Here is a 20,510-nt window from a genome sequence, read left to right as displayed (position 1 = left end):
TCCTGCGCGAGGCGGGCGCCACGCAATCGGAAGGACAGGTCATATGTCGCTCGACAAGTTGGTTCTCATCTGTGTCTGCGTGCTTGCCGCGTTTGGCATCACCCTTTGGTTGGCGGCCCTTCTGCTGACCGCTTTTCAAGTGCCTGCCGGTGGTCTCGCCCTGATCCCTGCGGCGCTTGCGGGCTACGTGTTTTACCGGGTGCTGTCCGAACGGCTCGGCAACGCAGAAGAAGACCATTACGATGGGATGAAGCACTAAGATGTTGGTGGTCACAGCATCCCAAATCGCCGGGCGCCCCACAACAGAAACGCTAGGCCTCGTGCGCGGCTCGACGGTACGCGCCAAGCATATCGGCACCGACATCGTCGCTGGTCTGAAGAGTCTCGTGGGCGGCGAGGTCACCGGGTACTCGTCGCTGATGGCAGGTGCCCGCGAACAAGCGCTTGACCGGATGATCGCCAACGCTCAAGAACTCGGTGCAGATGCGGTGCTCGACATGCGCTTTGAGACCTCGCAAATCATGGGCGGTGCGTCAGAGATTGTGGCCTACGGCACGGCGGTGCGGCTCGATGCAGCTTCGTGACGAGATCCTGACTGAACAGGGCCTTGCCCCAGGTGGGCAAGGCAAGGTGCTGCTCATCGCCTGCGGCGCGCTGGCCCGCGAGATCCTGGATCTGAAGGCGGCGAATGGCTGGACCCACCTGGATCTCACCTGCCTGCCCGCCAAGTACCACCTCTACCCTGATAAGATCACCAAGGCCGTCCGCGACACTGTGGCAAAACACGCCGATGATTATGACACGATCTTCGTGGTCTATGCCGATTGCGGCACCGGTGGGGTGCTGCAGGCAGCTTGCGCGGAACTGGGGGTGGAGATGATCGCAGGGCCCCATTGTTACGCGTTCTTCGAAGGCAATGATCGTTTTGCGAAGCAGAGCGAAACCGAAATCACCACCTTTTACCTGACCGATTTTCTCGTGCGCCAGTTCGATGCCTTTGTCATCAAACCCATGGGGCTCGACCGTCACCCGGAACTGCGCGACATGTATTTCGGCAATTACGAGAAGCTGGTCTATCAGGCTCAGACCGACGATCCGGCCCTGACGGAAAAGGCCCGCGCTTGTGCCGAGAGACTTGGGCTGACCTTCGAGCGTCGGTTCACAGGATACGGCGAGTTGGAAACAAGTCTCGCCGATCTCTGACGGCCGTCACCAAATTCCGGATGGAATTTGAAAAACATAGTGTCGCACCAAAAGTGCGCCAACTAAGCAAAAAGCCGAAGGCGAGCCCATTTGGCAACTTGCCGAAGGCACATCCTTCTAGCTGATCCACCAAAGGCGCGTCCGGTGCAACATCCGACAGCCCGCGCGCTTAGGCGGCGGCAGCGGCCACGCTGCGAATGCGCTCGATCATCGCGCGCAAGCCATTCGATCTCTGGGCAGACAGGTGATCGTTCAACCCCAGACGCTCCATTTCCTGACGTGCATCCACGCGCATGACCGCGTCCAGCGGCAGCCCGTTGTAGAGCTTGCGCAAAACGGCAATCAAGCCGTTCACGATCATCGCGTCGCTCTCCCCATCGAAATGCAGCACACCGCCCTCCGTGACCGCATGCAGCCAGACCTGGCTGGCGCAACCCTCCACCTTGGTCGCAGGGACCTTCAGCGCCGCCTCCAGGGACGCCATCCCCTTGCCCTCCTCGATCACCAGCCGGTAGCGATCTTCCCAATCGTCCAGGAACTCGAAATCTTCGACCAGTTCTTCAAATTCAGCCTGTGCCATCACCGTCCTCACTTGTCGTTCCTGAGGTAAGGCGCGCATTGCCAAAGGTCCAGCCGCCTTGACGCTTTTCAACACGCATCAGATGAGATAATCGGGAGAGAACAAGAATTTGATGGCAGGCCCCATGCGCAAGACAGTTTCCGTCCTTCTGGTCTCGACCCTGATCCTTGCCGCCTGCGGCGGCATCCGTGACAGCCGGGTCAACCCGTTCAACTGGTTCGGACGCGGCGAGCCCGCGCCGGTTGCAGCCTCGACCGAGGCCACCAACCCGCTGATCCCCACACGTCAGGGCCTCTTTTCTTCGAATAGAGAAAGACCCTATGCCGGCCAACCCATTGATACGGTCAGCGATCTGACCATTGAACGCGTCCCCGGTGGCGCGATCATCCGGGCAACGGGCGTTGCTGCTGTTCAGGGCGTGTATGATGTGCGGCTGATACCGGGCAATGAAGACGACGAGGCCGTCGACGGCGTGCTCACCTACAGCCTGCAGGGTCTGCGCCGGGGCGGCACGGTGCAGGGTGCGCCTGCAACGCGCGAGGTGACCGTTGCGCGCAAGGTGACCAATCAAACGCTCTCGGGTGCCCGCACGATCCGGGTGGAAGCCGCGCGCAACGCCCTGCAATCACGCAGATAATCCGCTCAGTCGAGCGCGACGATCCGCACATCAGAGCCATCTGCCGAGAGCGCGATCCTGCCCTCACAGAGGCGCAGGGCATCCGCCCCGAAAACCTCCTTGCGCCAACCTTGCAGGGCCGCCACATCCCGCAGACCGGCGGCAATCGCGTCCAGATCCGACGCCGGGGCGATCAGTTTGGCGGCAACGCCCGCGCTCTCTGTCTTGGCCTTGAGCAGCACGCGCAACAGATCGGCCAGCGCCGGGTTAACCTGCAGCTTGTCCCGCGACCGGTCCGGCTGAGGCATCTTGTCAGGCGGGCAATTCACGCCGTCAGCCACCGCCTTGAGGATGCCTTCGGCGATATCACCGCGCCGCGCTTCGCGCAGCAGCAACCGGGCACGGCCCAGTTCTTCGGCGTTCTTGGGCTTGTTTGACGCCAGTTCCACCAGCGCATCGTCTTTGTAGACGCGGTTGCGGGGAATGTTGCGCTCTTGCGCGTGACGTTCACGGAAAGCCGCCAACTCCCGCACCACGGCGAGGAATTTGGGCGAATTGGTCCGTGTTTTCACCCGCCGCCAGGCCTCTTCCGGCGTCACGATATAGGTGTCCGGGCTGGTCAGCACCTTCAGCTCTTCATGCACCCAGCGGCTGCGTCCGGTTTCCTCTAGCTTGGCGGCAAGAAATTCGTAAATCTCGCGCAGATGGGTCACATCCGCCAATGCATAGGTCTTTTGTGCCGCCGTCAGCGGGCGGCGAGACCAGTCGGTGAACCGCGATGTCTTGTCGAGCGGCTTTTTCGCAATCCGCCGCACCAGCGTTTCATACCCCACCTGCTCGCCAAAACCGCAGACCATGGCCGCCACCTGCGTATCAAAGAGCGGCTCCGGAAAGACCTGCGCATCGACGTAGAAGATTTCCAAATCCTGCCGGGCGGCGTGGAACACCTTGACCACGGAGGTATCCCGAAAGAGCGCGTAGAGCGGCTCCAACGACAACCCCTCGGCCAGCGGATCGACCAGCACCGCCGTGCTGTCATCCTTGCCGGGCATGGCCAGCTGGATCAGGCAGAGCTTTGAATAATAGGTGCGTTCGCGCAGAAACTCGGTATCGACGGTCACATAGTCATGGCCGGCCGCCTCTGTGCAAAAGGCCGCCAGTTCCGCAGTCGTGGTGAGTGTTTTCATTCGGGCGTTTCTTTTTCTTTATGATCGTCAATAATACCCAGTCACCAATCTGTTACACGAGGCACGGGGCTTTGACCAGAACCGCATGTCCGGACACCTAGCGCAACAGGATCGGACGTTTATCGCCACGGGCAAAACGCTCCAGAACCGCAGGGTATAGCCGGTGTTCCTGCACCAGCACCCGGGCAGACAATGTCTCCACCGTATCACCGGGCTGCACCGGCACCTCCGCCTGCCCCAGGATCGGGCCGTCATCCAGCGCCGGGGTCACCTCATGCACCGTGCATCCGTGCAGGCTGTCTCCGGCCTCGAGCGCACGGGCATGGGTGTGGAGCCCCTTGTACTTCGGCAGCAGCGAGGGGTGGATGTTCAACATGTGCCCGCGCCAGGGGTCAACAAAACCCGCCGTCAGCTTGCGCATGAACCCGGCCAGACAGATGATATCGGGCGCGTGATGGGCGAGCGCACCGGTGATGGCATGTTCAAAGGCGTCGCGGTCGCCCTTGAACGGCTGGTGACGCACCACCTCGGTGGGCACGCCCCGCGCCTCGGCCCGCTCCAGCCCCTTCGCAGACGGATCATTCGACAAGACAACACAGGGCCGCGCCGGGTGATCCCCATGCATACTGTCGAGCAGCTTGACCATGTTGGAACCGCTGCCTGAGATGAAAATCGCGACCCTCTTGGTCAAAGCAGCGTGCCTTGATATTGCACACCTGCGGTGTCGGTCACCGTGCCGATGCGCGTCACCTCCTCGCCCTGCTCGGTCAACAAGGCCGTCAAGGCGTCTGCCCGGTCGGGTGCCACCACGAGGATCATGCCCAGCCCGCAATTGAAGGTCTTCAACATTTCCGCTTCGGCCATGCCGCCGGTGCGTGCCATCCAGTCAAAAACCGGTGGCAGGGTCCAGCTGTCCAGATCAATCTGCGCGCTCAGATCCTCGGGCAGAACCCGTGGCAGGTTCTCGGTCAGCCCGCCGCCGGTGATATGCGCCAGCGCATGCACGCCCCCTGCCCGGATGGCCGCCAGCGCAGGCCGCACGTAAAGCCGCGTCGGGGTCAGCAGTTCCGCCCCCAGTGAGCTATCCGCCCAGGGGCAGGCGTCTTCCCACGACAGCCCGGACAGTTCGACCAGCTTGCGCACCAGACTATAGCCGTTGGAATGCACACCGTCCGACGAGAGCCCCAGCAGCACATCGCCGGAGGCAACCCCCGTCGGCAGGTCCTGTCCACGCTCCATCGCACCGACAGAAAACCCTGCCAGATCGAAATCACCGGCGGGATACATGCCTGGCATCTCGGCGGTCTCGCCGCCGATCAGGGCACATCCGGCGCGTTCACACCCAAGCGCAATACCTTCGATGATGCGCGCCGCCTGATCGGTGTCGAGCGCGCCGGTTGCGAAATAGTCGAGGAAAAACAAGGGCTCCGCACCCTGGCAGACCAGATCGTTCACACACATCGCCACCAGATCGACACCCACGCCGTCCACATGGCCGGTGTCGATGGCAATGCGCAGCTTGGTCCCGACCCCATCGGTGGCCGCCACTAGGATCGGGTCCTGATACCCCGCCCCCTTGAGGTCGAAAAGCGCGCCAAACCCGCCCAGACCTGCCATCACACCGGGGCGGTTCGTCCGCTTTGCCGCCGGTTTGATGCGATCCACCAGAGCGTTGCCCGCGTCAATATCCACACCCGCGTCCGCATAGGTGATCCCGTTTTTTGGCAGTGTCATGACAGGGTCCCTTGCGCCGCTGATTTGATGCATCGGGGGTTAGAGCATTCACCGCGCGCATGCAATGTCTGGAGCGCGCTCTTCGGCCTCTTGACGCGGCCAACGGCGCGGCTTACCCACGCAGGTATGGTGGGCCTGTAGCTCAATTGGTTAGAGCAGAGCGCTCATAACGCTTTGGTTGCGGGTTCAAGTCCTGCCGGGCCTACCATCACCGCTTTTTTCCACCCCGGAGCGCCCTTTCGCAGCGGTCGATTGACGTTCGCGCGGGGTCGATCTGAGGGCCAGCCGACCGAAGCGGGTCACCACGCGAAGGGCCGCCGCCAGAACCAGCGCACAGAGCACCAGCTTGGTGACCTCTTCCATGGTTCCTTCGATCAGCACGGCATGCACGACGGTGCCGGTCACGATAACCACCACAAAGCTCAGATGGATACGGCGCCAGATACGCGGTCCCAGGCGCAACCGTTTGCGCAAGAGCGCCAGCAGCGTGGTGGCCAGGACAGCCCACATGGCGATCACGCCCCAGGCGGAAAACGGGGTTGGCGAGGTGAACAGAAGGGCGTCGACCACGTCCGGCGGGCTGGTGATCCAGAGCCCGGCAACGTGGATGACCACGGCGAGGGCCAGACATCCACCGATCCAGCGATGTACCCGCCGCCCAAGCGTCCCGGAAACCCCGGGCAAATATCCGGCAATCAGCAGGGGCTGGATCAACATCAGCACCATGCCGATGATCCCCGCAAACCCGGCCACGACATAGATCGGTTCACGCCATGCCAGCAACGGGCTTGCCGAGGCGGCAGCAAGCGGCACGAGGATGGCGGCGGCGACGGCGCTCCACACCAGAACCGCGCGAACCCGTCTGGCAGACCGGACCGCCAACCGGCTCAGGCCGTGGTCAGGACAAAATGCGCTTCGAGGCGGGTGTCCGAGGCGCTGGACATCACCGGACGCAGGAAGACGGTTTCAAAATCGCCGCTGTCATAGGCCAGATGGCCATGCGGCTGGCCAAAGGCCGGGACGATCTGCGGCATCTCCAGTCGGAACTCGCCCTTGGCGTTGGTCAGCGTGGCCCCGTGGCTTTGCGGGTCCCGCTCGTGTCCTTCGGTCGTATGCGCCCAGATCTGGATACGCTGGCCTTCCAGCGGTGCGCCGTCACCGGCACGGCGCACCGTGCCGGTCATCCAGAAGCCCCCGCCGCCGATCCTGTCTACGATAGGCGCGCCCGGTCGATAATTGTTGGACCCGCCGCGCATGGATTGCGTGGGTTCAATGGATTTTGCGACAGCGGGAAGGCGCAGCCCGGAGACGCCGGTCGCCAGGGCGGAGGTGCCTGCAACAATGAGATTTCGACGGGTGAGCGGCATTCTTGTCATTCGGATTTCTCCTGACTGATCTGGAATGGTTGGGTCATACTGCACGTGGCCGGACCTCATGCGGCCCGTCTTTGAGCGAAATCTACCAGAGCCCCGGCGGAGAGGAAAGCGCGCCCACGGCTTCGTGATGGTATCTTGCCAGTTTGCGCGCATGGGCCGCCGCGATTTCACGCGCGGTCGCGGCAGGGCTTTCGCCGCACAGAACACGCCCCGGGGAGGACTATACCTCCCCGGGGCGCGTAACCGGCTCAATAGGAATCGCGGTATTCCAGCCAGGCCATGGGATTGCCCTCGGGCGGCTCGGAACGCCGGCCGTTGGGGGTCAGATCCATATAGGCGTAGGCCGCATTGGTCGCATCCAACCCGCGACCGTACATTGAGTATGTGTGGTACACCGCGCCGTCATCATCCTTTGCGAAAACGGACGTGCCGTGCATCTCGTCCAGATGCGGGTTTTGCATGGTTCCGAAATTGTAGCTGTTGTGCCTGTCGTCCGGACGATCCGGCCCAAACCCGACATCATAGTCGACATTGAAGGCCGTGCCACGCGACGACACCCACTCGAAGTCCCACCCCATCCGCGCCTTGAACGGCAGCAAACGCGCGATGGGTGCGGATGACACCGCCACAAAGGCGATATCCTGTGCGGCCAGATGCGGCGTAAGCCCCGCGTAGCTATCGGCCCAGAACGAACAGCTCTTGCACGGGTTTTCCCAGTCGGGGCCGAACATGAAGTGATAGGTGATCAGTTGGGATCGGCCGCCAAAGAGATCGGACAGCGATTTTTGACCGGTGGAGGTCTCGAAGATGTAGCTGTCCTCGACCTTCACCCAAGGCAGCGCCTGCCGGGCCTTGGCGATGTCGTCCTTGAGCCGCGTGTGTTCCTTTTCGCGGGCAAGCAGGGCCTTGCGGGCGGTCAACCAATCTGCGCGGGATGCAGTTTTGTGGGGTGTCATCTTCAGTATCCTTTCCGTTGTCAATCTGTGGCGGATTTTTCCGTCCAGTGTTCAGGGAGCGTCCGCGCCACCTCTGGCGTGGCGTTCAGGCGTGTCATCCAGGCGAACACCAATGGATAAAGGCCGTGCATATCGCCGAACCCGACGGATCGCATCAGGGCGGCCTTGGTCTCAACGGCCCGCTCGATCAGGCGCGTTTCGGGGTAGACCAGCGCGTCCGCCGCAGAGGGCAGATCGCCACACAGGTAGGGGCGACCATCCGACAGCCGTGCCTCCAGAGCCCGGCATTCCACATGAGCCAGCGCGGCACCGGCCTCCAGCATCTGCGCGTCGGTCGTGCCCGCTTGCGGCAGCTCTCCGCGCGACGCAAATGCCACGCTCAACAGCTTATGGTTTGCCGCTCGGAAGTCGTCGTAGCAGCTCATGACCAGCTGCCAGATCTCGGCGGCCGCGTCGGGTGTCGACCCGAAGAGGGGAACATCCGGATGGCGGCGTTCCAACCAGGCAAGGATCGCGAGCGAGCCATGCAGCGACAGGCCATCCGCGACAAGAATGGGCAGCGTAACGCGCGGATTCAGCTTTCGGATGTCATCGGCTTCATTTTCGCGATCCGACGCACTCAGGGTGCGAATATCGGCTGCGAGCCCCTTGAAAGCGAGCCCCAGACGCACCCGCCAACTTGGCGGCGCACCGCTGATTTGAAGCAGCCTCAGTTGCATGTCATCCTCCTGACCAAACGTGATTGGAAGATACGAACCCGGTATGCCTTTGCAAGTAGGCAGTTTTTTCGGGTATAGTATCTAAAACCATACTAATGAGGAGAGGATTTCCGATGCCACGGGATGATCCAGAGACGAAGAGCGATATGGAACCCATTGATAACGATGATCTTTGTCCGATGCCGGACATTGCAAAACTGATCGGTGGCAAGTGGAAACTGATCATTCTGCAGATTTTGATTTTCCGCGGCACGAAGCGTTTTAGTGAGCTCAAACGCATGATCGACGGCGTGACACAGACGATGCTGACGAACCAGCTGCGGGCGCTGGAAGCCGATGGTCTGGTCTCGCGGAAGGTCTATCCAGAGGTACCGCCGCGCGTGGAATACACGGCCACGGATCGGGCGATGGCGCTGACCAGTATGTTCCGAGAAATGCACAACTGGTGGGTGGCCGGGCAGCGGTAGATCAAACTGCGCGCGACCAGAGGGGGTGGCTGTACCAGTGCAGAATTGCCCAAGCCTAAGGTGCAGGTGTGAGCAGTCAGATCGCGCAAATCTTATGGTTTTTGGCAACCAGTTTCCCGGCGTGTAGCGGCACAAAATTCATGGAAATCCGCGTGTCATCCGCCTGGGATTGTTCCGCTGAACGAATCAGGCAGATTTATGGCAGAGGCGACGTTGTTTGACCCTCAACCAAGGCGAGAAATCCGCTATCCCCCCAATTTAAATCACTTTTATTTGTTTACCAAGCGCCCACAAAATTGACACATTTCCTAAAATTTATGCTAAAAATTCTATTGTTCTGACCCATGTTGGGTTGGCGCGTGTGTGTTGACGATTTGTTTTGGTAACCGAGGGGCAGTGCCCGTGTTTTCTGTGCGAGTAAACTTGTTTACAGCGGCTGCAGTCTATTGTGCAGCAGCTTTCGCCTCCGGCGCGACGGCAAGCACGGTGCGCGACCTTCCGTCAGTGGACGAAGAGCCGCTTGGGGAATTCCTGCTGGCAGATCTGATCAGGAACGACGTGCTTGGCGGCGATTGTATCGCCGAGGATGATATTGATCTTGCTTTCTTTGCTACTGGCAAGGGCATGCGGTTGCCCCGCACCTGTCTGCCTGAGCCCTGCAGTCAGGCATTGACACCCTTCAAGTTGGCCGAGTTAATCGGACGTCCGGCACAACAATCCGAATGGGATCGCTACTTTTCCCGCTATGCTGATGCCTGCCGCAAGGAAGTGGTCAGTTTTGACGACGCCGTGGCAGAGGAACCGATCTCCAGCGCCGAATTCTGGGCGCAGATCCTGGGCGCGCGTGTGGTACAAGATCAGTTGGTCCGCAATGCGCCGATTGCCGTAGCGTCGATACCCCTCCTTTCCGAGCCACAAATTGGTGGCGGCGGTGGTGGCAGCGGCGGCAGCGGCGGCGGTGGTGGCAGTGGCGGCGAACCTGATAGAACGCCTGGGCCTTTCGATCCGCCTCCCTCCGGGGGGCCGGAAACAACCACGACGCTCTTCGGAGGTGATCCGGACGACGATCCTGACGGCGGTCCGGACGACAGACCTGACAATGGCCGTGATCCCGGCGATCCGGACCCGGTGGTGCCGACGCCTGTTCCCCTGCCGCTTGGTCTTTGGATGCTGCTCAGTGCCGTGGCCGGGCTGGTCACGCTGCGGCGCGCAAAACGCTAGAGCCTGTCGACGCGCTCAGCGTGCGATCACGATATCGGCGCGGAGCCCGCCCAGACGCACCGACGAGCTCAGCCGCAGCACGCCGCCATGCGCACGGGCGATGTCCGTCGCAATGGCAAGGCCAAGGCCAACGCCGCCGCCCTTGTCCTGATTGCGGGAACTGTCGAGCCGGGTGAAAGGGCGCGTTGCCTCTGCCCGGCGGTTTTCCGGGATACCAGGGCCGTCGTCCTCCACCCGAATGCGCAGGGTCTTCTCCGTCAACAGCACCGAAACCTCTGCCATCGCGCCGTAGCGCACCGCGTTCGAGATCAGATTGTCGAGCGCACGGCGCATCGCCAGCAGGTTCAGTTGCACAGTGCCCTCACCCTCCCCCTCCGGCGGCATCAGAATTACGTTGCGCCCTGCCCGGCGGGCATTTTCCACGACGGTCGCAACCAGTTCATGTGGATCAACAGGTTCCGGCTCGCCTTCCCCTGCCCCTTTTACGAAATTCAGAAAAGCGTCGAGCATCTCCTGCATGTCATCGACATCCCGCTCCAGCGCCGCACGCTCGTCATCCTCCAGCATGGACAGGCTCAACCGCATGCGGGTCAGCGGCGTGCGCAGATCGTGGCTGACACCTGACAGCATCAGGGTGCGCTGTTCGATCTGGCGTTCGATCCGGCTGCGCATGTCGAGAAACGCATTGCCCGCTGAGCGAACTTCCGATGCGCCCGAGGGGGTATAGGGTTCGTGCCGCCCGCGCCCGAAAGCCTCTGCCGCCCGCGCCAGCCTTTTGATCGGACGCAGTTGGTTGCGCAGGTAGAGAATGGCGATGACCGTCACCAGGCCACCGAAAAACACCATGTTCACGAAGAGCTGGTGCGGGTTGGAGGCCGAGACGCGCCGCCGGTCGAAACTGATCCTGACCGGGCCGTGGCGGGTGTCGGCATAGACGTGAACGCGGCGGTTTTCGGTGAGGTCGATCTGACTGACCTGGGTCACAACGTCGGGCAACATCGACACGATCACACGGCCGGAAAAATCGGAGACGTCGCGCAGATGCGTGGCAGGCACCTCTACAGGATCGACGGCGTCCACCGTAATCGCCAACTGCGACGCCTCATCGACCACGTGGCTGCTGATCGATCCCCGGTCCGGCGCGGTGTCAACCACGTCCAGGACCAATCGCAGCTCGCGTGCGACCGCAGTCGTCATCTGTTGCGTGACATCCTCGAAGTGGCGCGTCAGAAAGAGCACGGTGACCACCAGTTGCAGGAACACCACCGGCAAAAGCAGGATCAGAACTGCCCGCGCGTAAAGGCTGCGCGGCATATAGTATTTGAGCCAGAGAAACGACATGGGCTAGACCCTAAAGGTGCCTCTGCCCATTAGAAAGAGTGAAAGAAGATGCCTGAGCGCGATGACCCTGATCCCCCCGCCGGACCGGTTGACATGTTGGAACCCGGGGTGCGGCGGGTCGTGGCCCCGAACCCCTCGCCGATGACCTTTCGCGGCACCAACAGCTATCTACTGGGCACCACGGAGATTGCGGTGATCGACCCGGGGCCGCTGGATGAGGATCACCTGGCAGCACTCCTCAGTGCGCTCACACCCGGCCAGCGGATCACCCACATCGTCGTGAGCCACGCGCATCTCGATCACTCTCCCCTCGCGGCTGCCCTTCAGAAGGAATGCGGTGCGCCGATTTACGGATTTGGACCGGCGGAAAAAGGTCGGTCTGCGGTAATGCAACGGCTCGCAGCGGACGGTCTTATGGGTGGAGGCGAGGGCATTGACGCCGCGTTTTCACCCGATCACGAACTGGAAGATGGCGCGCTGCTGCGGGGACCGGACTGGCAGTTGCGCGCCCTGCATACACCGGGGCATATCGGCAATCACATCTGTCTCGCGTGGGGAGACATCTGTTTCACTGCGGATCATGTGATGGGTTGGGCCAGTTCGCTTGTGTCGCCACCCGACGGCGATCTGACCGATTTCATGGCCTCCTGTCGGCGTCTGCAAAAGACCGAATGGCGGCGGTTTTACCCCGGCCATGGTGATCCGGTGGACGCCCCCCGTGCACGGCTCGACTGGCTCATCGCGCACCGCATGACGCGCGAAAAGGCGATCCTCGAAGCCCTGGAGGCCGGACCAGCGGATGCGCTCTCTCTGGCACGCATCATATACGGGGATACGCCCGCCGGGTTGATGTCTGCTGCCTCCCGGAATGTGCTGGCCCATCTGATTGATCTCATTGGTAAAAACAAGGTCGCACCCAAGGCGCCCTTGCGCGCGGACACACGCTTCTACCTGACCTGACGCTCCGAGGTTCGAAATTCGGAAAATCCTGCAAAATACTCTGGACGGCGCAAAGAGCCGCTGCTATATCGCCCGAACCGTTCCGGCGTAGCTCAGCGGTAGAGCAGTTGACTGTTAATCAATTGGTCGTAGGTTCGATCCCTACCGCCGGAGCCAAAATCTCTTCAGGAACACAAGAGAGTAGCAGGCCGCCCCTAGGGCGGCTTTTTGGTTTCTGCAACATCTCTACAACATGGAGAAGGTGAAGTTCAAAAGGAGCCTGTAGCTCCGAAAGACCCGACACCTCGCGCCAAGCCCTTCGCAACAATGCGGATCCGGGAACGCACATCGTAGGATACGCCCAAGGCCGGAAATCGTGGCCAAAACACGCTTCACGCCTGCAACTCCGTCAGGCTGCTTAATTTCGTTTTCCATGTCTCTCTAGCATCGTCCGGGCACTCGAATGGATTGCTCTGAGTCAGCCTACTCTGACTGGCGTTTGGCCTGTCTCGTCGCTGGTTGGTTCCTCTGCGAATCGTCTCTTGATCTGCTTACTGCGGGCGGACGCTCTTGGTGACGTTTGCCCTCCCGGTACACTCGCGTTCGTTCCTTTTTGGGACGACCCGATCTCCAACAGAACAAGGTGTTTCCCCGTCACTTTAGGCATTTTTTGACGAAAAGCCTTGCCGAAACCGGTTTCGGAGGTTTGCGTAGAGAGATCAAGGAGGACAGATTGTGCGGACGGGCGATGTAGCCGTTGGGGCAACAAGACCGATGGGGGGACGGACCCGCGTGACGATCGCGGACGTTGCGGCACACCTTGGCGTGACGAAAAGCACCGTCAGCCGTGCCCTGAACGGATATCCGGATATCGCCGAGGCAACCCGGCTGCGCATCAGCCGCGCGGCCGAGCGGCTCGGCTATCGTCCACTCAGCCATGCGCAAGCCATTCGCACCGGTCGGGTGCGCTCCTTGGGTCTCGTCCTGCAGATCGATGACGAAGACAGCGCGCGCCCGTTTCTGGCCAATTTCATTGCCGGTGTGACCCAGGCCGCCAGTGACGAGAACTGGACCATCACCATCGCCACCGCCGAGAGCGAAAAGGGCGTTCGGGAAACCTTGTCGCGTCTGGTGGACGAGCACAAAGCCGATGGTTTCATCCTGCCGCGCACGCTGCTGCGCGACAAACGGGTCGAGATACTGCGCGCTCAGAACGTGCCTTTCATCATGTTTGGCCGGACGGCTGACCCCACGGGCTGTGCGTGGTATGATATCAAAGGCGAGGACGCGATGCGGGCCGCAACCACCCGGCTCGCCAGTTTCGGGCACACCCGGATTGCCCATGTCCCAGGTGGTGAAGAATACACATATTCCAGGCTGCGGATCGGCGGGTACCGCGAAGGGTTGGAGGCGGCAGGCATTGCCTTTGATCCGGCTCTTATTGGCCCGCCCGCACTGACACGGCAGGCTGGGGACATGGCCACGCGGGCGCTGCTGGCCTTGCCTGAGCCCCCCACGGCCATCACCTTCGCCGTGGACCGCGCCGCCCTCGGGGCCTACCGGGCGGCGCAGGCGCTGAGCCTACGGATCGGCGCGGATGTCTCGGTAATTGCCTATGACGGCGTGCCGGAGGGCGCCTATGCCGATCCCGGTCTGACCACATTTGCGGTGAACAGCCGTCAGGCTGGGGAACGCCTTGCGACCCTGTTGATCAAACGCATCCGCGGGGCAGCACCGGAAGAGCTTCGCGAGCTGGCCCCGGCCACCCTCATCGAGCGGGGGTCTGACCGCCCGCCCCGTCTGACACCCGCCGCGTTGGCGCGGCATCTCAAAACGCAAACAAACATCTGATGTCCAATGGGAGGAACCAAAATGACATTTCAGACCAAAACCAAGCTGCTGACCACCGCAGCCCTGGCGCTCGCGCTCTCTGTCGGCGCATTGAGCGCGGACACGATCCGGTTCTGGACAACGGAGGAACAGCCTGAACGTCTGGCCAAGCAGCAGGATATGGCGGCCCAGTTCGAGGCGGCGACAGGCACCGCTGTCGAGGTGATCCCGGTCTCGGAATCCGACATGGGCACACGGGCCACCGCGGCCTTTGCGGCGGGCGATCTGCCCGACGTGATCTACCACCCGCTGCAATACGCGCTGCCCTGGGCTGAGGCGGGCATCCTGGACACGGAAGCCGCCTCCGAAGTGGTTGAGGAACTGGGTGAGAGCACCTTCGCCCCGGGCCCGCTTGCAATGGCGGCCCTGGAGGGCGGTGTTGCTTCCGTTCCCGTCGACGGCTGGACCCAGATGATTGTCTACCGTGCGGACAAGTTCGCAGAGGCGGGTCTGGAACCGCCCACATCCTTTGCCAATGTGATCGCGGCACTCGACGCCCTGCACAACCCGCCGGAGATGTACGGGTTTGTCGCCGCTACCAAAGTCGATGAGAACTTCATGTCGCAGGTGTTGGAGCATGTGTTCCTTGCGAATGGCGTGTCACCCGTCGATGCCGATGGTGCCACCGAACTTGATCTGGCAGCCACCACCGAAGTCCTCGAATTCTATAAGGCAATCGCGGAAGCCTCCCCGCCGGGCGAGCTTTTCTGGCAGCAGTCGCGCGAGCTTTACTTCGCCGGTCAGGCGGCGATGATCATCTGGTCGCCCTTCATCCTTGACGAGCTTGCGGGGCTGCGCGACAGCGCCCCGCCCACCATCACCGATGATCCCACGTCGTCCGAGCTGGCCTCGAAGACCGGCATCGTGACCAATTTTTCCGGCCCGTCGAACCCGGACGGGGCGGCCTGGGGTGATGTGCGCTACTTCGGGATCACAAACGATGCCGACACCGATCTGGCGATGGAGTTCGTGAAGTTCTCGATGGACGATGGCTATGCGCAAACGCTTTCCATCGCGCCCGAGGGCAAATTCCCCGTGCGCCGCGGGACCGCGGACGCGCCTGCGAAATTCTCGGAGGCCTGGGCCAAGCTGCCTGTCGGCGTGGATCGCAAGGCCCCTCTGGGCGAGCTCTATGACCAGGCCATGATTGACGAGGTTGTCGGTGGTCTCGACGTCGCCAAGCGCTGGGGTGTGACCGAGGGGCAATTGGGCCTCGCCTCCAAGATGATCAACAGTCAGGTCATCAACCGCGTGGTGCGCCAGTACATTGACGGCGAAATTGACGCGGCCGCCGCCGTGGCCGCCATGAACGAACAGCTCGCCGAGATCGAATAAGGGGTTTCCCCACGCCTGTTCCGGTGCTTGCGCCGGGGCGGGCAGATCATTCCCAAAACCCTGCTGACCGGAGGACGCGATGCGCGTTGCAATCCCCCCGAACGGTCGCGGCCCGCTGGAAAGGCGAGAGGCGCGCCTGGCCTGGTCCCTGCTTTTGCCGACCATTACCATCGTCTCGCTGGTGGTGGTCCTGCCCCTGCTCGCCATCTTCTGGATCAGCTTCAAACCCATCGGACTTGCAGACCTGCGCCCACCGGCCCCTGTGCTGCGCGAAAGCCTGCGTGGATCGGGCGACGAGATGCGGATCGAATACCGGCTGCGCAATTCCAGTCAGGACACCGAAATCACCGAGGTTACCATTCGCGATGTCTGGCCTGAAAGCCTGATCGTGACGGGCGATCTTCCCGCAGGGTGCACGCTGGACGGCCGCGCCTTCGCCTGTGATCTTGGCACTCTGGAGCCGGGGTACAACGAGCGGCTGCGCGTGCCGGTGATGCTGGCCGACGGCGCAGAGGAAGACGCGGCTGAAGAGGCCGCCGAAGGGTCGACACCCATCGTCCGCGGCGAGGCGGAGTCCATCCTGACGAACGCGGAGTTCACAGTCGAGAACTTTGCCAGGGTCTTTGACGGCGACGCATTCTGGACCGTGATGTGGGTCACGATCTTCTACACCGTTTTCGGCACGGTGGGTGCGCTGCTCTTCGGCCTCTTTGCAGCGATGCTCCTGAACAAGAGCTTTCGCGGGCAAGGCATTCTGCGCGGGCTTTACCTCTTTCCCTATGTGGCGCCGGTCATTGCGGTGGCCTTCACCTGGGTGAACCTCTTTGACCCCTTTTCAGGCTCGGCAAACGCGCTTTTGCTGCAAATGGGTGTGACCAGTGAGGCGATCAATTTCTTTGGCCAACGCCCGCTTGCGCTGATCATGGTGACGGTGTTCGAGATCTGGCGCTACTTCCCGCTGAGCTTCCTCTTCATCCTTGCGCGGATGCAGTCCATCGACACCGACATGTACGAGGCCGCCGACATGGACGGGGCGTCGCCGTTCCAGAAATTCTGGTACCTGAGCCTGCCGATGCTGCTTGGCATCCTGTCGGTTCTGTTCCTGCTGCGCTTCATCTGGACCTTCAACAAGTTTGACGACATCTTCCTTCTGACCGGCGGGAATGCCGGGACACGCACCTTGACGGTGAACGTCTACGAACAGGCCTTTGCGATATCCAACATCGGCGCAGGGGCAGCGGTGGCCGTCGTAATCTTCGGCTGCCTGCTGGCCTTCAGCTTTTTCTTCTTCAGATTCATCAGCCGGGAGGAAGGACTATGAGGGTCCTGCGTTTTGGCTACGTCACCGGGCCGCTCATCGGTGCGCTGTGGCTCTTTATCCTCGCCACGACGGTCTCGATCACGCTTTCCTTTGCGACGGGCGATGCGTTTCGCCCCGCGCTGATTATCTCGCTGATCGTGGGGGCGGCATCGGGTGTGGTCGCCGCACTTGCGCACGACAGGAAGATCAGGATCGCAATGATCGCCGCACCGGTTTTCATGCTGACCCTGATCGGCCTGGGCCCCATGGTCATGGAGAGCACGGCGACATCCGAAAGCATCGCCGCCGTCCTCCTCGCGTTGGTGATCGGCTGGTCCATGGTCGCAATCATGGAGGATGTGCCCATGGGACCGCTGACCCGGCACGAGATGGAGGAGGCGTGGATCCGGTTCCTCACCGGCTTTGGCTACATCTTCTTCACCGCGATCGTGCTGATCCCTTTCTACGTGATGGTCATGACCTCGCTCAAATCGCAGTCGGCCCTCTTGCAAAACCCGCTCGACTTCTCGCTGGACCTCGACAAGGGATGGGCGCTGTTTCGCAGTTATCACGAACTCTTCCGCGACTTTAACTTCGGCACCTACATGTGGACCAGCTTCTATGTGTCGGTGCTTACGGTTTTCATCACGCTCGCCTTCTCCATTCCGGGCGCCTACGCGGTGGCCCGGCTGCGGTTCCGGGGCCAGAAGGCCTTCTCACGCTCGATCCTGCTCATCTACATGGTGCCGATGATCGTGCTGGCCCTGCCCATATACATCGCCTTTTCAGTCACCGGGCTGCGCAATACCGTGCTCGGCATCGTCATGATCTATCCGGTCACGACGATCCCCGTGGCGCTCTACATGCTGCAGGGCTACTTTCGCGGACTGCCGCCGGAGGTGGAGGAAGCCGGGCTGATGGACGGGCTGAACCGGTTGCAGGTCATCTGGAAGATCACCTTGCCCCTGGCCCTGCCCGCGCTCGCCTCCGTCAGCCTCTATGTCTTCATGATCGCCTGGAACGAATTCCTTCTGGCCTTCATGCTGCTGGATGATCCGTCGAAATTCACGCTGACGCGCGGCGTCGCCATGCTCAACAGCTCGGAAATCCCCCGGGAACATCTGATGGCCGGCGCCGTCATCGCCACCGTGCCCGTCATGGTCCTGTTCCTCGGATTGGAGAAATTCATGACCAAAGGTCTAACTGCAGGGAGCGTAAAGGGATGAATACGCATAGAACGCCGAATATGGATGAACAGGCGCGCGCCATTCTGCGGGGCAATGACCGTGGCGGCTACACCGTGCCCACAGCCGGTCTCTACCCCTACCAATGGAACTGGGACAGTGCCTTCGCCGCCTGGGGGTTTGCCACCTTCGATGTTGCACGGGCCTGGGATGAAATCGGGACATTGTTTTCCGGTCAGTGGCGCAACGGCATGGTGCCGCATATCCTCTTTCACCGCCCGGACCCGGGCTATTTCCCCGGCCCGGACATCTGGGGCGGGACCGGACCGGTGGCCTCCTCGGGGATCAGCCAGCCGCCGGTGGCGGCCAGCTTTGCGCGCCGGATCTACGAGATTGACCCCGAAGGCAGCCGCCCGGCTTTGGCCCGTCTTTTTCCAAGGATGGTGGCGTGGCACCAGTGGTTCATGGACTGGCGTCTCGACAAAGGTGCGGTCTGCATCACGCATCCCTGGGAAGCCGGGCGCGACAACACGCCTGACTGGGATGGCGCGATGGCCGGGATCGACCCGACGGGGGTTGGTGAATACACGCGCCGGGACACTTCCCACGTCGATCCTGCGATGCGGCCCACGAAATACGACTACGACAGGTACATCTGGCTGGTGCAGCTGGGGCGGCGGCTGAAGTGGGACGAAGCCGCGCTTTTGGATCAGAACCCGTTCCGGGTCGCCGATCCCACGATGACCTTCACCCTGCTCCGGGCGCAGCGCGATCTGGCCGTTCTGGGACAGGCGCTTGGCGAGGATGTCAGCGGCATCGAGGCCGCCATCGAGGTGCTGGAGGTCGGGGCAGAAACCCTCTGGAACCCTGAGCTTGCGAGCTATGACGCGCGCGATGTGCGCTCGGGCGAATGGTCCGGCTGTGTGTCGAACGCGTCGTTCCTCAACTGGTACGCCGGCCTGGATCACCCCGGCATGGAGGCACAATACGACCGCATCGCCTCGATCTGCAGGTATCCTGTTCCCAGTCATGATCCCAGTTCCGAACGGTTTGACGCCAAACGCTACTGGCGCGGGCCGACCTGGGGGGTCATGAACGCGCTGATCGGGATCGGACTTGAAGAACGCGGGCTCAACGACCGGGCCGAGGCACTGCGCAAAACAACCGCCGACCTCATCAGGGAACACGGCTTTGCCGAATACTTCGACCCGATAACCGGGGATGCGGCCGGTGGCGGCACCTTTACCTGGACCGCGGCCGTCTGGCTGTGCTGGGCCTCACCGACACGACCGAAAGGAGCCTCCTGATGGGTGCGATCAAGCTTGAAGCCGTCGAAAAATGGTACGGTGAGGTGCAGGTCATCAAAGGGGTGGACCTTGACATTGACGATGGCGAATTCGTCATTTTCGTCGGTCCCTCGGGGTGCGGGAAATCCACGCTGCTGCGCATGATCGGCGGGCTTGAGGAGACCTCGCGCGGCGCGATCCTGATCGATGGTCGCGACGTGACACCCGAACCGCCTGCAAAGCGCGGCCTGACAATGGTGTTCCAGAGCTACGCGCTCTATCCCCATATGAGCGTGCGCGAGAACATGGGTTTTTCCCTCAAGACCGCAGGCGCCCCGAAATCCGAAATCGATGACAAGGTGAACCACGCCGCAAGTGTTCTGAAGCTGGAGCCATACCTCGACCGGCGTCCCAAGGATCTGTCGGGCGGGCAACGCCAGCGCGTGGCCATCGGGCGCTCCATCGTGCGCGACCCCACGGCGTTTCTCTTTGACGAGCCGCTCTCGAACCTCGATGCCGCATTGCGGGTCGAGATGCGGTACGAAATCGCGAAACTGCACCAGTCACTTGGCGCCACGATGATCTACGTGACCCACGATCAGGTCGAGGCGATGACGCTGGCCGACAAGATCGTGGTGCTGGAATTCGGCAAGATTGCGCAGGTCGGCGCGCCGCGCGCGCTCTACGAACGTCCGGCCAATCTGTTTGTCGCCCAATTCATCGGATCGCCTAAGATGAATGTCATACCCTGCGAGGCGACGGGCGATACCTATAAGCTCGCTGGCGGGCGCGGCGGTGAGTATCGCGGTGATCACGACGCGGTTCACCTGGGCATCCGTCCCGAGCACATGGAGCTCGGCACAGTTGGCGAAGGCGCGCTGGATGGGACGATAGACGTGGTCGAATATCTTGGCGCTGACTGTTTCGTGATCCTCGATTGCGGTTCTCTGGGCCAGATGACCGCGCGTGTATCCGGAGAGACAACGTTGAAATCCGGCGAAAAAGTGGGGCTCATCTTCCCGCCGCATCGGCTTCATTTCTTTGACGAGGCTGGTCTGGCCGTGCATTCAGCCTCCGCATGACAAAGCGCTGTGCCTGAGCGCTTGCGAAGGCCGTTGCCTGCCAGCGACACGGCTAGTCTTGGGCGTCGCCCGTAGGACGGCAATCACATGTGGC

22 protein-coding genes and 2 tRNA genes are annotated in these 20,510 nt (G+C 61.8%); 15 read left to right on the top strand and 9 right to left on the bottom strand.

Annotated elements, in window-relative coordinates:
• The first annotated feature begins 43 nt into the window (after positions 1 to 43).
• Genes ISX84_RS04600 through ISX84_RS04590 form a run of 3 tightly spaced genes read left to right on the top strand, consistent with a single transcriptional unit; the run spans position 44 to position 1,203 of the window.
• Positions 44 to 259, top strand: a complete 216-nt coding sequence (locus ISX84_RS04600) for a hypothetical protein (RefSeq protein WP_195819126.1) — start codon at positions 44 to 46, stop codon at positions 257 to 259.
• Between the two features lies 1 nt (position 260).
• Positions 261 to 584 carry a YbjQ family protein gene (locus ISX84_RS04595; RefSeq protein WP_195819125.1) on the top strand — a complete coding sequence of 108 codons (324 nt, stop codon included), beginning with the start codon at positions 261 to 263 and terminating at the stop codon, positions 582 to 584.
• On the top strand, positions 571 to 1,203 hold the full coding sequence (locus tag ISX84_RS04590; RefSeq protein WP_195819124.1) for a DUF1638 domain-containing protein: 633 nt from the start codon (positions 571 to 573) through the stop codon (positions 1,201 to 1,203). Before ISX84_RS04595 ends, ISX84_RS04590 begins: the two co-directional genes overlap by 14 nt.
• 169 nt (positions 1,204 to 1,372) lie before the next feature.
• On the opposite strand, the gene ISX84_RS04585 is transcribed toward ISX84_RS04590, so the two are convergent.
• Positions 1,373 to 1,783, bottom strand: coding sequence for a SufE family protein (locus ISX84_RS04585; RefSeq protein ID WP_195819123.1), 411 nt, complete (start codon positions 1,781 to 1,783; stop codon positions 1,373 to 1,375).
• 124 nt (positions 1,784 to 1,907) lie between these two features.
• On the opposite strand from ISX84_RS04585, the gene ISX84_RS04580 reads away from it, so the two are divergent.
• A complete protein-coding gene (locus ISX84_RS04580) occupies positions 1,908 to 2,420 on the top strand; it encodes a hypothetical protein (RefSeq protein ID WP_195819122.1) in 513 nt (170 codons plus the stop codon).
• 5 nt (positions 2,421 to 2,425) lie between these two features.
• Here ISX84_RS04580 and rnd read toward each other — a convergent pair whose 3' ends face one another.
• The 3 genes from rnd to purM form a co-directional block, all read right to left on the bottom strand.
• A complete protein-coding gene (rnd, locus tag ISX84_RS04575) occupies positions 2,426 to 3,586 on the bottom strand; it encodes a ribonuclease D (RefSeq protein WP_195819121.1) in 1,161 nt (386 codons plus the stop codon).
• A gap of 97 nt (positions 3,587 to 3,683) precedes the next feature.
• Positions 3,684 to 4,277 (bottom strand): phosphoribosylglycinamide formyltransferase, encoded by a 594-nt coding sequence (gene purN / locus ISX84_RS04570; RefSeq protein ID WP_195819120.1) that lies wholly within the window; start codon positions 4,275 to 4,277, stop codon positions 3,684 to 3,686.
• A complete protein-coding gene (gene purM, locus ISX84_RS04565; RefSeq protein WP_195819119.1) occupies positions 4,274 to 5,320 on the bottom strand; it encodes a phosphoribosylformylglycinamidine cyclo-ligase in 1,047 nt (348 codons plus the stop codon). The genes purN and purM overlap by 4 nt, the downstream gene beginning before the upstream one ends.
• 131 nt (positions 5,321 to 5,451) lie before the next feature.
• Here purM and ISX84_RS04560 point away from each other — a divergent pair.
• Positions 5,452 to 5,528, top strand: a tRNA-Ile gene (locus tag ISX84_RS04560).
• Here ISX84_RS04560 and ISX84_RS04555 read toward each other — a convergent pair.
• The 4 genes from ISX84_RS04555 to ISX84_RS04540 all read right to left on the bottom strand — a co-directional run bounded on the left by ISX84_RS04555 (position 5,507) and on the right by ISX84_RS04540 (position 8,371).
• Positions 5,507 to 6,163: a ferric reductase-like transmembrane domain-containing protein gene (locus ISX84_RS04555; protein ID WP_326838698.1), complete on the bottom strand. Its 657-nt coding sequence runs from the start codon at positions 6,161 to 6,163 to the stop codon at positions 5,507 to 5,509. The genes ISX84_RS04560 and ISX84_RS04555 overlap by 22 nt on opposite strands.
• Before the next feature lie 44 nt (positions 6,164 to 6,207).
• The gene (locus tag ISX84_RS04550; RefSeq protein ID WP_195819117.1) at positions 6,208 to 6,696 is read right to left on the bottom strand and encodes a twin-arginine translocation pathway signal; all 489 of its coding nucleotides are present in this window, start codon (positions 6,694 to 6,696) and stop codon (positions 6,208 to 6,210) included.
• Positions 6,697 to 6,944: 248 nt separating this feature from the next.
• Positions 6,945 to 7,652, bottom strand: a complete 708-nt coding sequence (locus tag ISX84_RS04545; protein ID WP_195819116.1) for a DUF899 domain-containing protein — start codon at positions 7,650 to 7,652, stop codon at positions 6,945 to 6,947.
• 20 nt (positions 7,653 to 7,672) lie between these two features.
• Positions 7,673 to 8,371: a glutathione S-transferase family protein gene (locus ISX84_RS04540; protein WP_229884065.1), complete on the bottom strand. Its 699-nt coding sequence runs from the start codon at positions 8,369 to 8,371 to the stop codon at positions 7,673 to 7,675.
• A gap of 113 nt (positions 8,372 to 8,484) precedes the next feature.
• On the opposite strand from ISX84_RS04540, the gene ISX84_RS04535 reads away from it, so the two are divergent.
• Both ISX84_RS04535 and ISX84_RS04530 read left to right on the top strand, forming a co-directional pair.
• Positions 8,485 to 8,838 (top strand): winged helix-turn-helix transcriptional regulator, encoded by a 354-nt coding sequence (locus ISX84_RS04535; protein WP_195819115.1) that lies wholly within the window; start codon positions 8,485 to 8,487, stop codon positions 8,836 to 8,838.
• Between the two features lie 423 nt (positions 8,839 to 9,261).
• On the top strand, positions 9,262 to 10,059 hold the full coding sequence (locus ISX84_RS04530; RefSeq protein ID WP_195819114.1) for a hypothetical protein: 798 nt from the start codon (positions 9,262 to 9,264) through the stop codon (positions 10,057 to 10,059).
• A gap of 15 nt (positions 10,060 to 10,074) precedes the next feature.
• Here ISX84_RS04530 and ISX84_RS04525 read toward each other — a convergent pair whose 3' ends face one another.
• Positions 10,075 to 11,400 (bottom strand): ATP-binding protein, encoded by a 1,326-nt coding sequence (locus tag ISX84_RS04525; RefSeq protein ID WP_195819113.1) that lies wholly within the window; start codon positions 11,398 to 11,400, stop codon positions 10,075 to 10,077.
• Between the two features lie 48 nt (positions 11,401 to 11,448).
• Here ISX84_RS04525 and ISX84_RS04520 point away from each other — a divergent pair, with 48 nt between their 5' ends.
• From ISX84_RS04520 to ISX84_RS04485, 8 genes are all read left to right on the top strand, one after another.
• A complete protein-coding gene (locus tag ISX84_RS04520) occupies positions 11,449 to 12,360 on the top strand; it encodes an MBL fold metallo-hydrolase (RefSeq protein WP_195819112.1) in 912 nt (303 codons plus the stop codon).
• An 81-nt stretch (positions 12,361 to 12,441) separates the two neighbouring features.
• Positions 12,442 to 12,516, top strand: a tRNA-Asn gene (locus ISX84_RS04515).
• 615 nt (positions 12,517 to 13,131) lie between these two features.
• A complete protein-coding gene (locus ISX84_RS04510) occupies positions 13,132 to 14,190 on the top strand; it encodes a LacI family DNA-binding transcriptional regulator (protein WP_326838697.1) in 1,059 nt (352 codons plus the stop codon).
• Positions 14,191 to 14,211: 21 nt separating this feature from the next.
• Entirely contained in the window at positions 14,212 to 15,564 is a 1,353-nt protein-coding gene (locus tag ISX84_RS04505; RefSeq protein ID WP_195819110.1) for an ABC transporter substrate-binding protein, read from the top strand.
• Positions 15,565 to 15,643: 79 nt separating this feature from the next.
• On the top strand, positions 15,644 to 16,885 hold the full coding sequence (locus ISX84_RS04500; RefSeq protein ID WP_195819109.1) for a carbohydrate ABC transporter permease: 1,242 nt from the start codon (positions 15,644 to 15,646) through the stop codon (positions 16,883 to 16,885).
• Positions 16,882 to 18,090, top strand: a complete 1,209-nt coding sequence (locus tag ISX84_RS04495; protein ID WP_195819108.1) for a carbohydrate ABC transporter permease — start codon at positions 16,882 to 16,884, stop codon at positions 18,088 to 18,090. The genes ISX84_RS04500 and ISX84_RS04495 overlap by 4 nt, the downstream gene beginning before the upstream one ends.
• Positions 18,087 to 19,355 carry an MGH1-like glycoside hydrolase domain-containing protein gene (locus ISX84_RS04490; RefSeq protein ID WP_195819107.1) on the top strand — a complete coding sequence of 423 codons (1,269 nt, stop codon included), beginning with the start codon at positions 18,087 to 18,089 and terminating at the stop codon, positions 19,353 to 19,355. Before ISX84_RS04495 ends, ISX84_RS04490 begins: the two co-directional genes overlap by 4 nt.
• Positions 19,355 to 20,416 carry an ABC transporter ATP-binding protein gene (locus tag ISX84_RS04485; RefSeq protein WP_195819106.1) on the top strand — a complete coding sequence of 354 codons (1,062 nt, stop codon included), beginning with the start codon at positions 19,355 to 19,357 and terminating at the stop codon, positions 20,414 to 20,416. Before ISX84_RS04490 ends, ISX84_RS04485 begins: the two co-directional genes overlap by 1 nt.
• Positions 20,417 to 20,510 lie beyond the last annotated feature (94 nt).

Source organism: Roseobacter sp. MH60115, from assembly GCF_015644665.1.
Classification (GTDB): domain Bacteria; phylum Pseudomonadota; class Alphaproteobacteria; order Rhodobacterales; family Rhodobacteraceae; genus Roseobacter.
Note: the sequence above shows the minus strand (reverse complement) of the source record. Positions and strands in the feature narration are given on the sequence as shown.

Coding starts and splice junctions, on each gene's coding strand:
- ISX84_RS04600 (WP_195819126.1), top strand. CDS start 44: ATGTCGCTCGACAAGTTGGTTCTCATCTGTGTCTGCGTGCTTGCCGCG.
- ISX84_RS04595 (WP_195819125.1), top strand. CDS start 261: ATGTTGGTGGTCACAGCATCCCAAATCGCCGGGCGCCCCACAACAGAA.
- ISX84_RS04590 (WP_195819124.1), top strand. CDS start 571: ATGCAGCTTCGTGACGAGATCCTGACTGAACAGGGCCTTGCCCCAGGT.
- ISX84_RS04585 (WP_195819123.1), bottom strand. CDS start 1,783: ATGGCACAGGCTGAATTTGAAGAACTGGTCGAAGATTTCGAGTTCCTG.
- ISX84_RS04580 (WP_195819122.1), top strand. CDS start 1,908: ATGCGCAAGACAGTTTCCGTCCTTCTGGTCTCGACCCTGATCCTTGCC.
- rnd (WP_195819121.1), bottom strand. CDS start 3,586: ATGAAAACACTCACCACGACTGCGGAACTGGCGGCCTTTTGCACAGAG.
- purM (WP_195819119.1), bottom strand. CDS start 5,320: ATGACACTGCCAAAAAACGGGATCACCTATGCGGACGCGGGTGTGGAT.
- ISX84_RS04550 (WP_195819117.1), bottom strand. CDS start 6,696: ATGACAAGAATGCCGCTCACCCGTCGAAATCTCATTGTTGCAGGCACC.
- ISX84_RS04545 (WP_195819116.1), bottom strand. CDS start 7,652: ATGACACCCCACAAAACTGCATCCCGCGCAGATTGGTTGACCGCCCGC.
- ISX84_RS04540 (WP_229884065.1), bottom strand. CDS start 8,371: ATGCAACTGAGGCTGCTTCAAATCAGCGGTGCGCCGCCAAGTTGGCGG.
- ISX84_RS04535 (WP_195819115.1), top strand. CDS start 8,485: ATGCCACGGGATGATCCAGAGACGAAGAGCGATATGGAACCCATTGAT.
- ISX84_RS04525 (WP_195819113.1), bottom strand. CDS start 11,400: ATGTCGTTTCTCTGGCTCAAATACTATATGCCGCGCAGCCTTTACGCG.
- ISX84_RS04520 (WP_195819112.1), top strand. CDS start 11,449: ATGCCTGAGCGCGATGACCCTGATCCCCCCGCCGGACCGGTTGACATG.
- ISX84_RS04505 (WP_195819110.1), top strand. CDS start 14,212: ATGACATTTCAGACCAAAACCAAGCTGCTGACCACCGCAGCCCTGGCG.
- ISX84_RS04500 (WP_195819109.1), top strand. CDS start 15,644: ATGCGCGTTGCAATCCCCCCGAACGGTCGCGGCCCGCTGGAAAGGCGA.
- ISX84_RS04495 (WP_195819108.1), top strand. CDS start 16,882: ATGAGGGTCCTGCGTTTTGGCTACGTCACCGGGCCGCTCATCGGTGCG.
- ISX84_RS04490 (WP_195819107.1), top strand. CDS start 18,087: ATGAATACGCATAGAACGCCGAATATGGATGAACAGGCGCGCGCCATT.
- ISX84_RS04485 (WP_195819106.1), top strand. CDS start 19,355: ATGGGTGCGATCAAGCTTGAAGCCGTCGAAAAATGGTACGGTGAGGTG.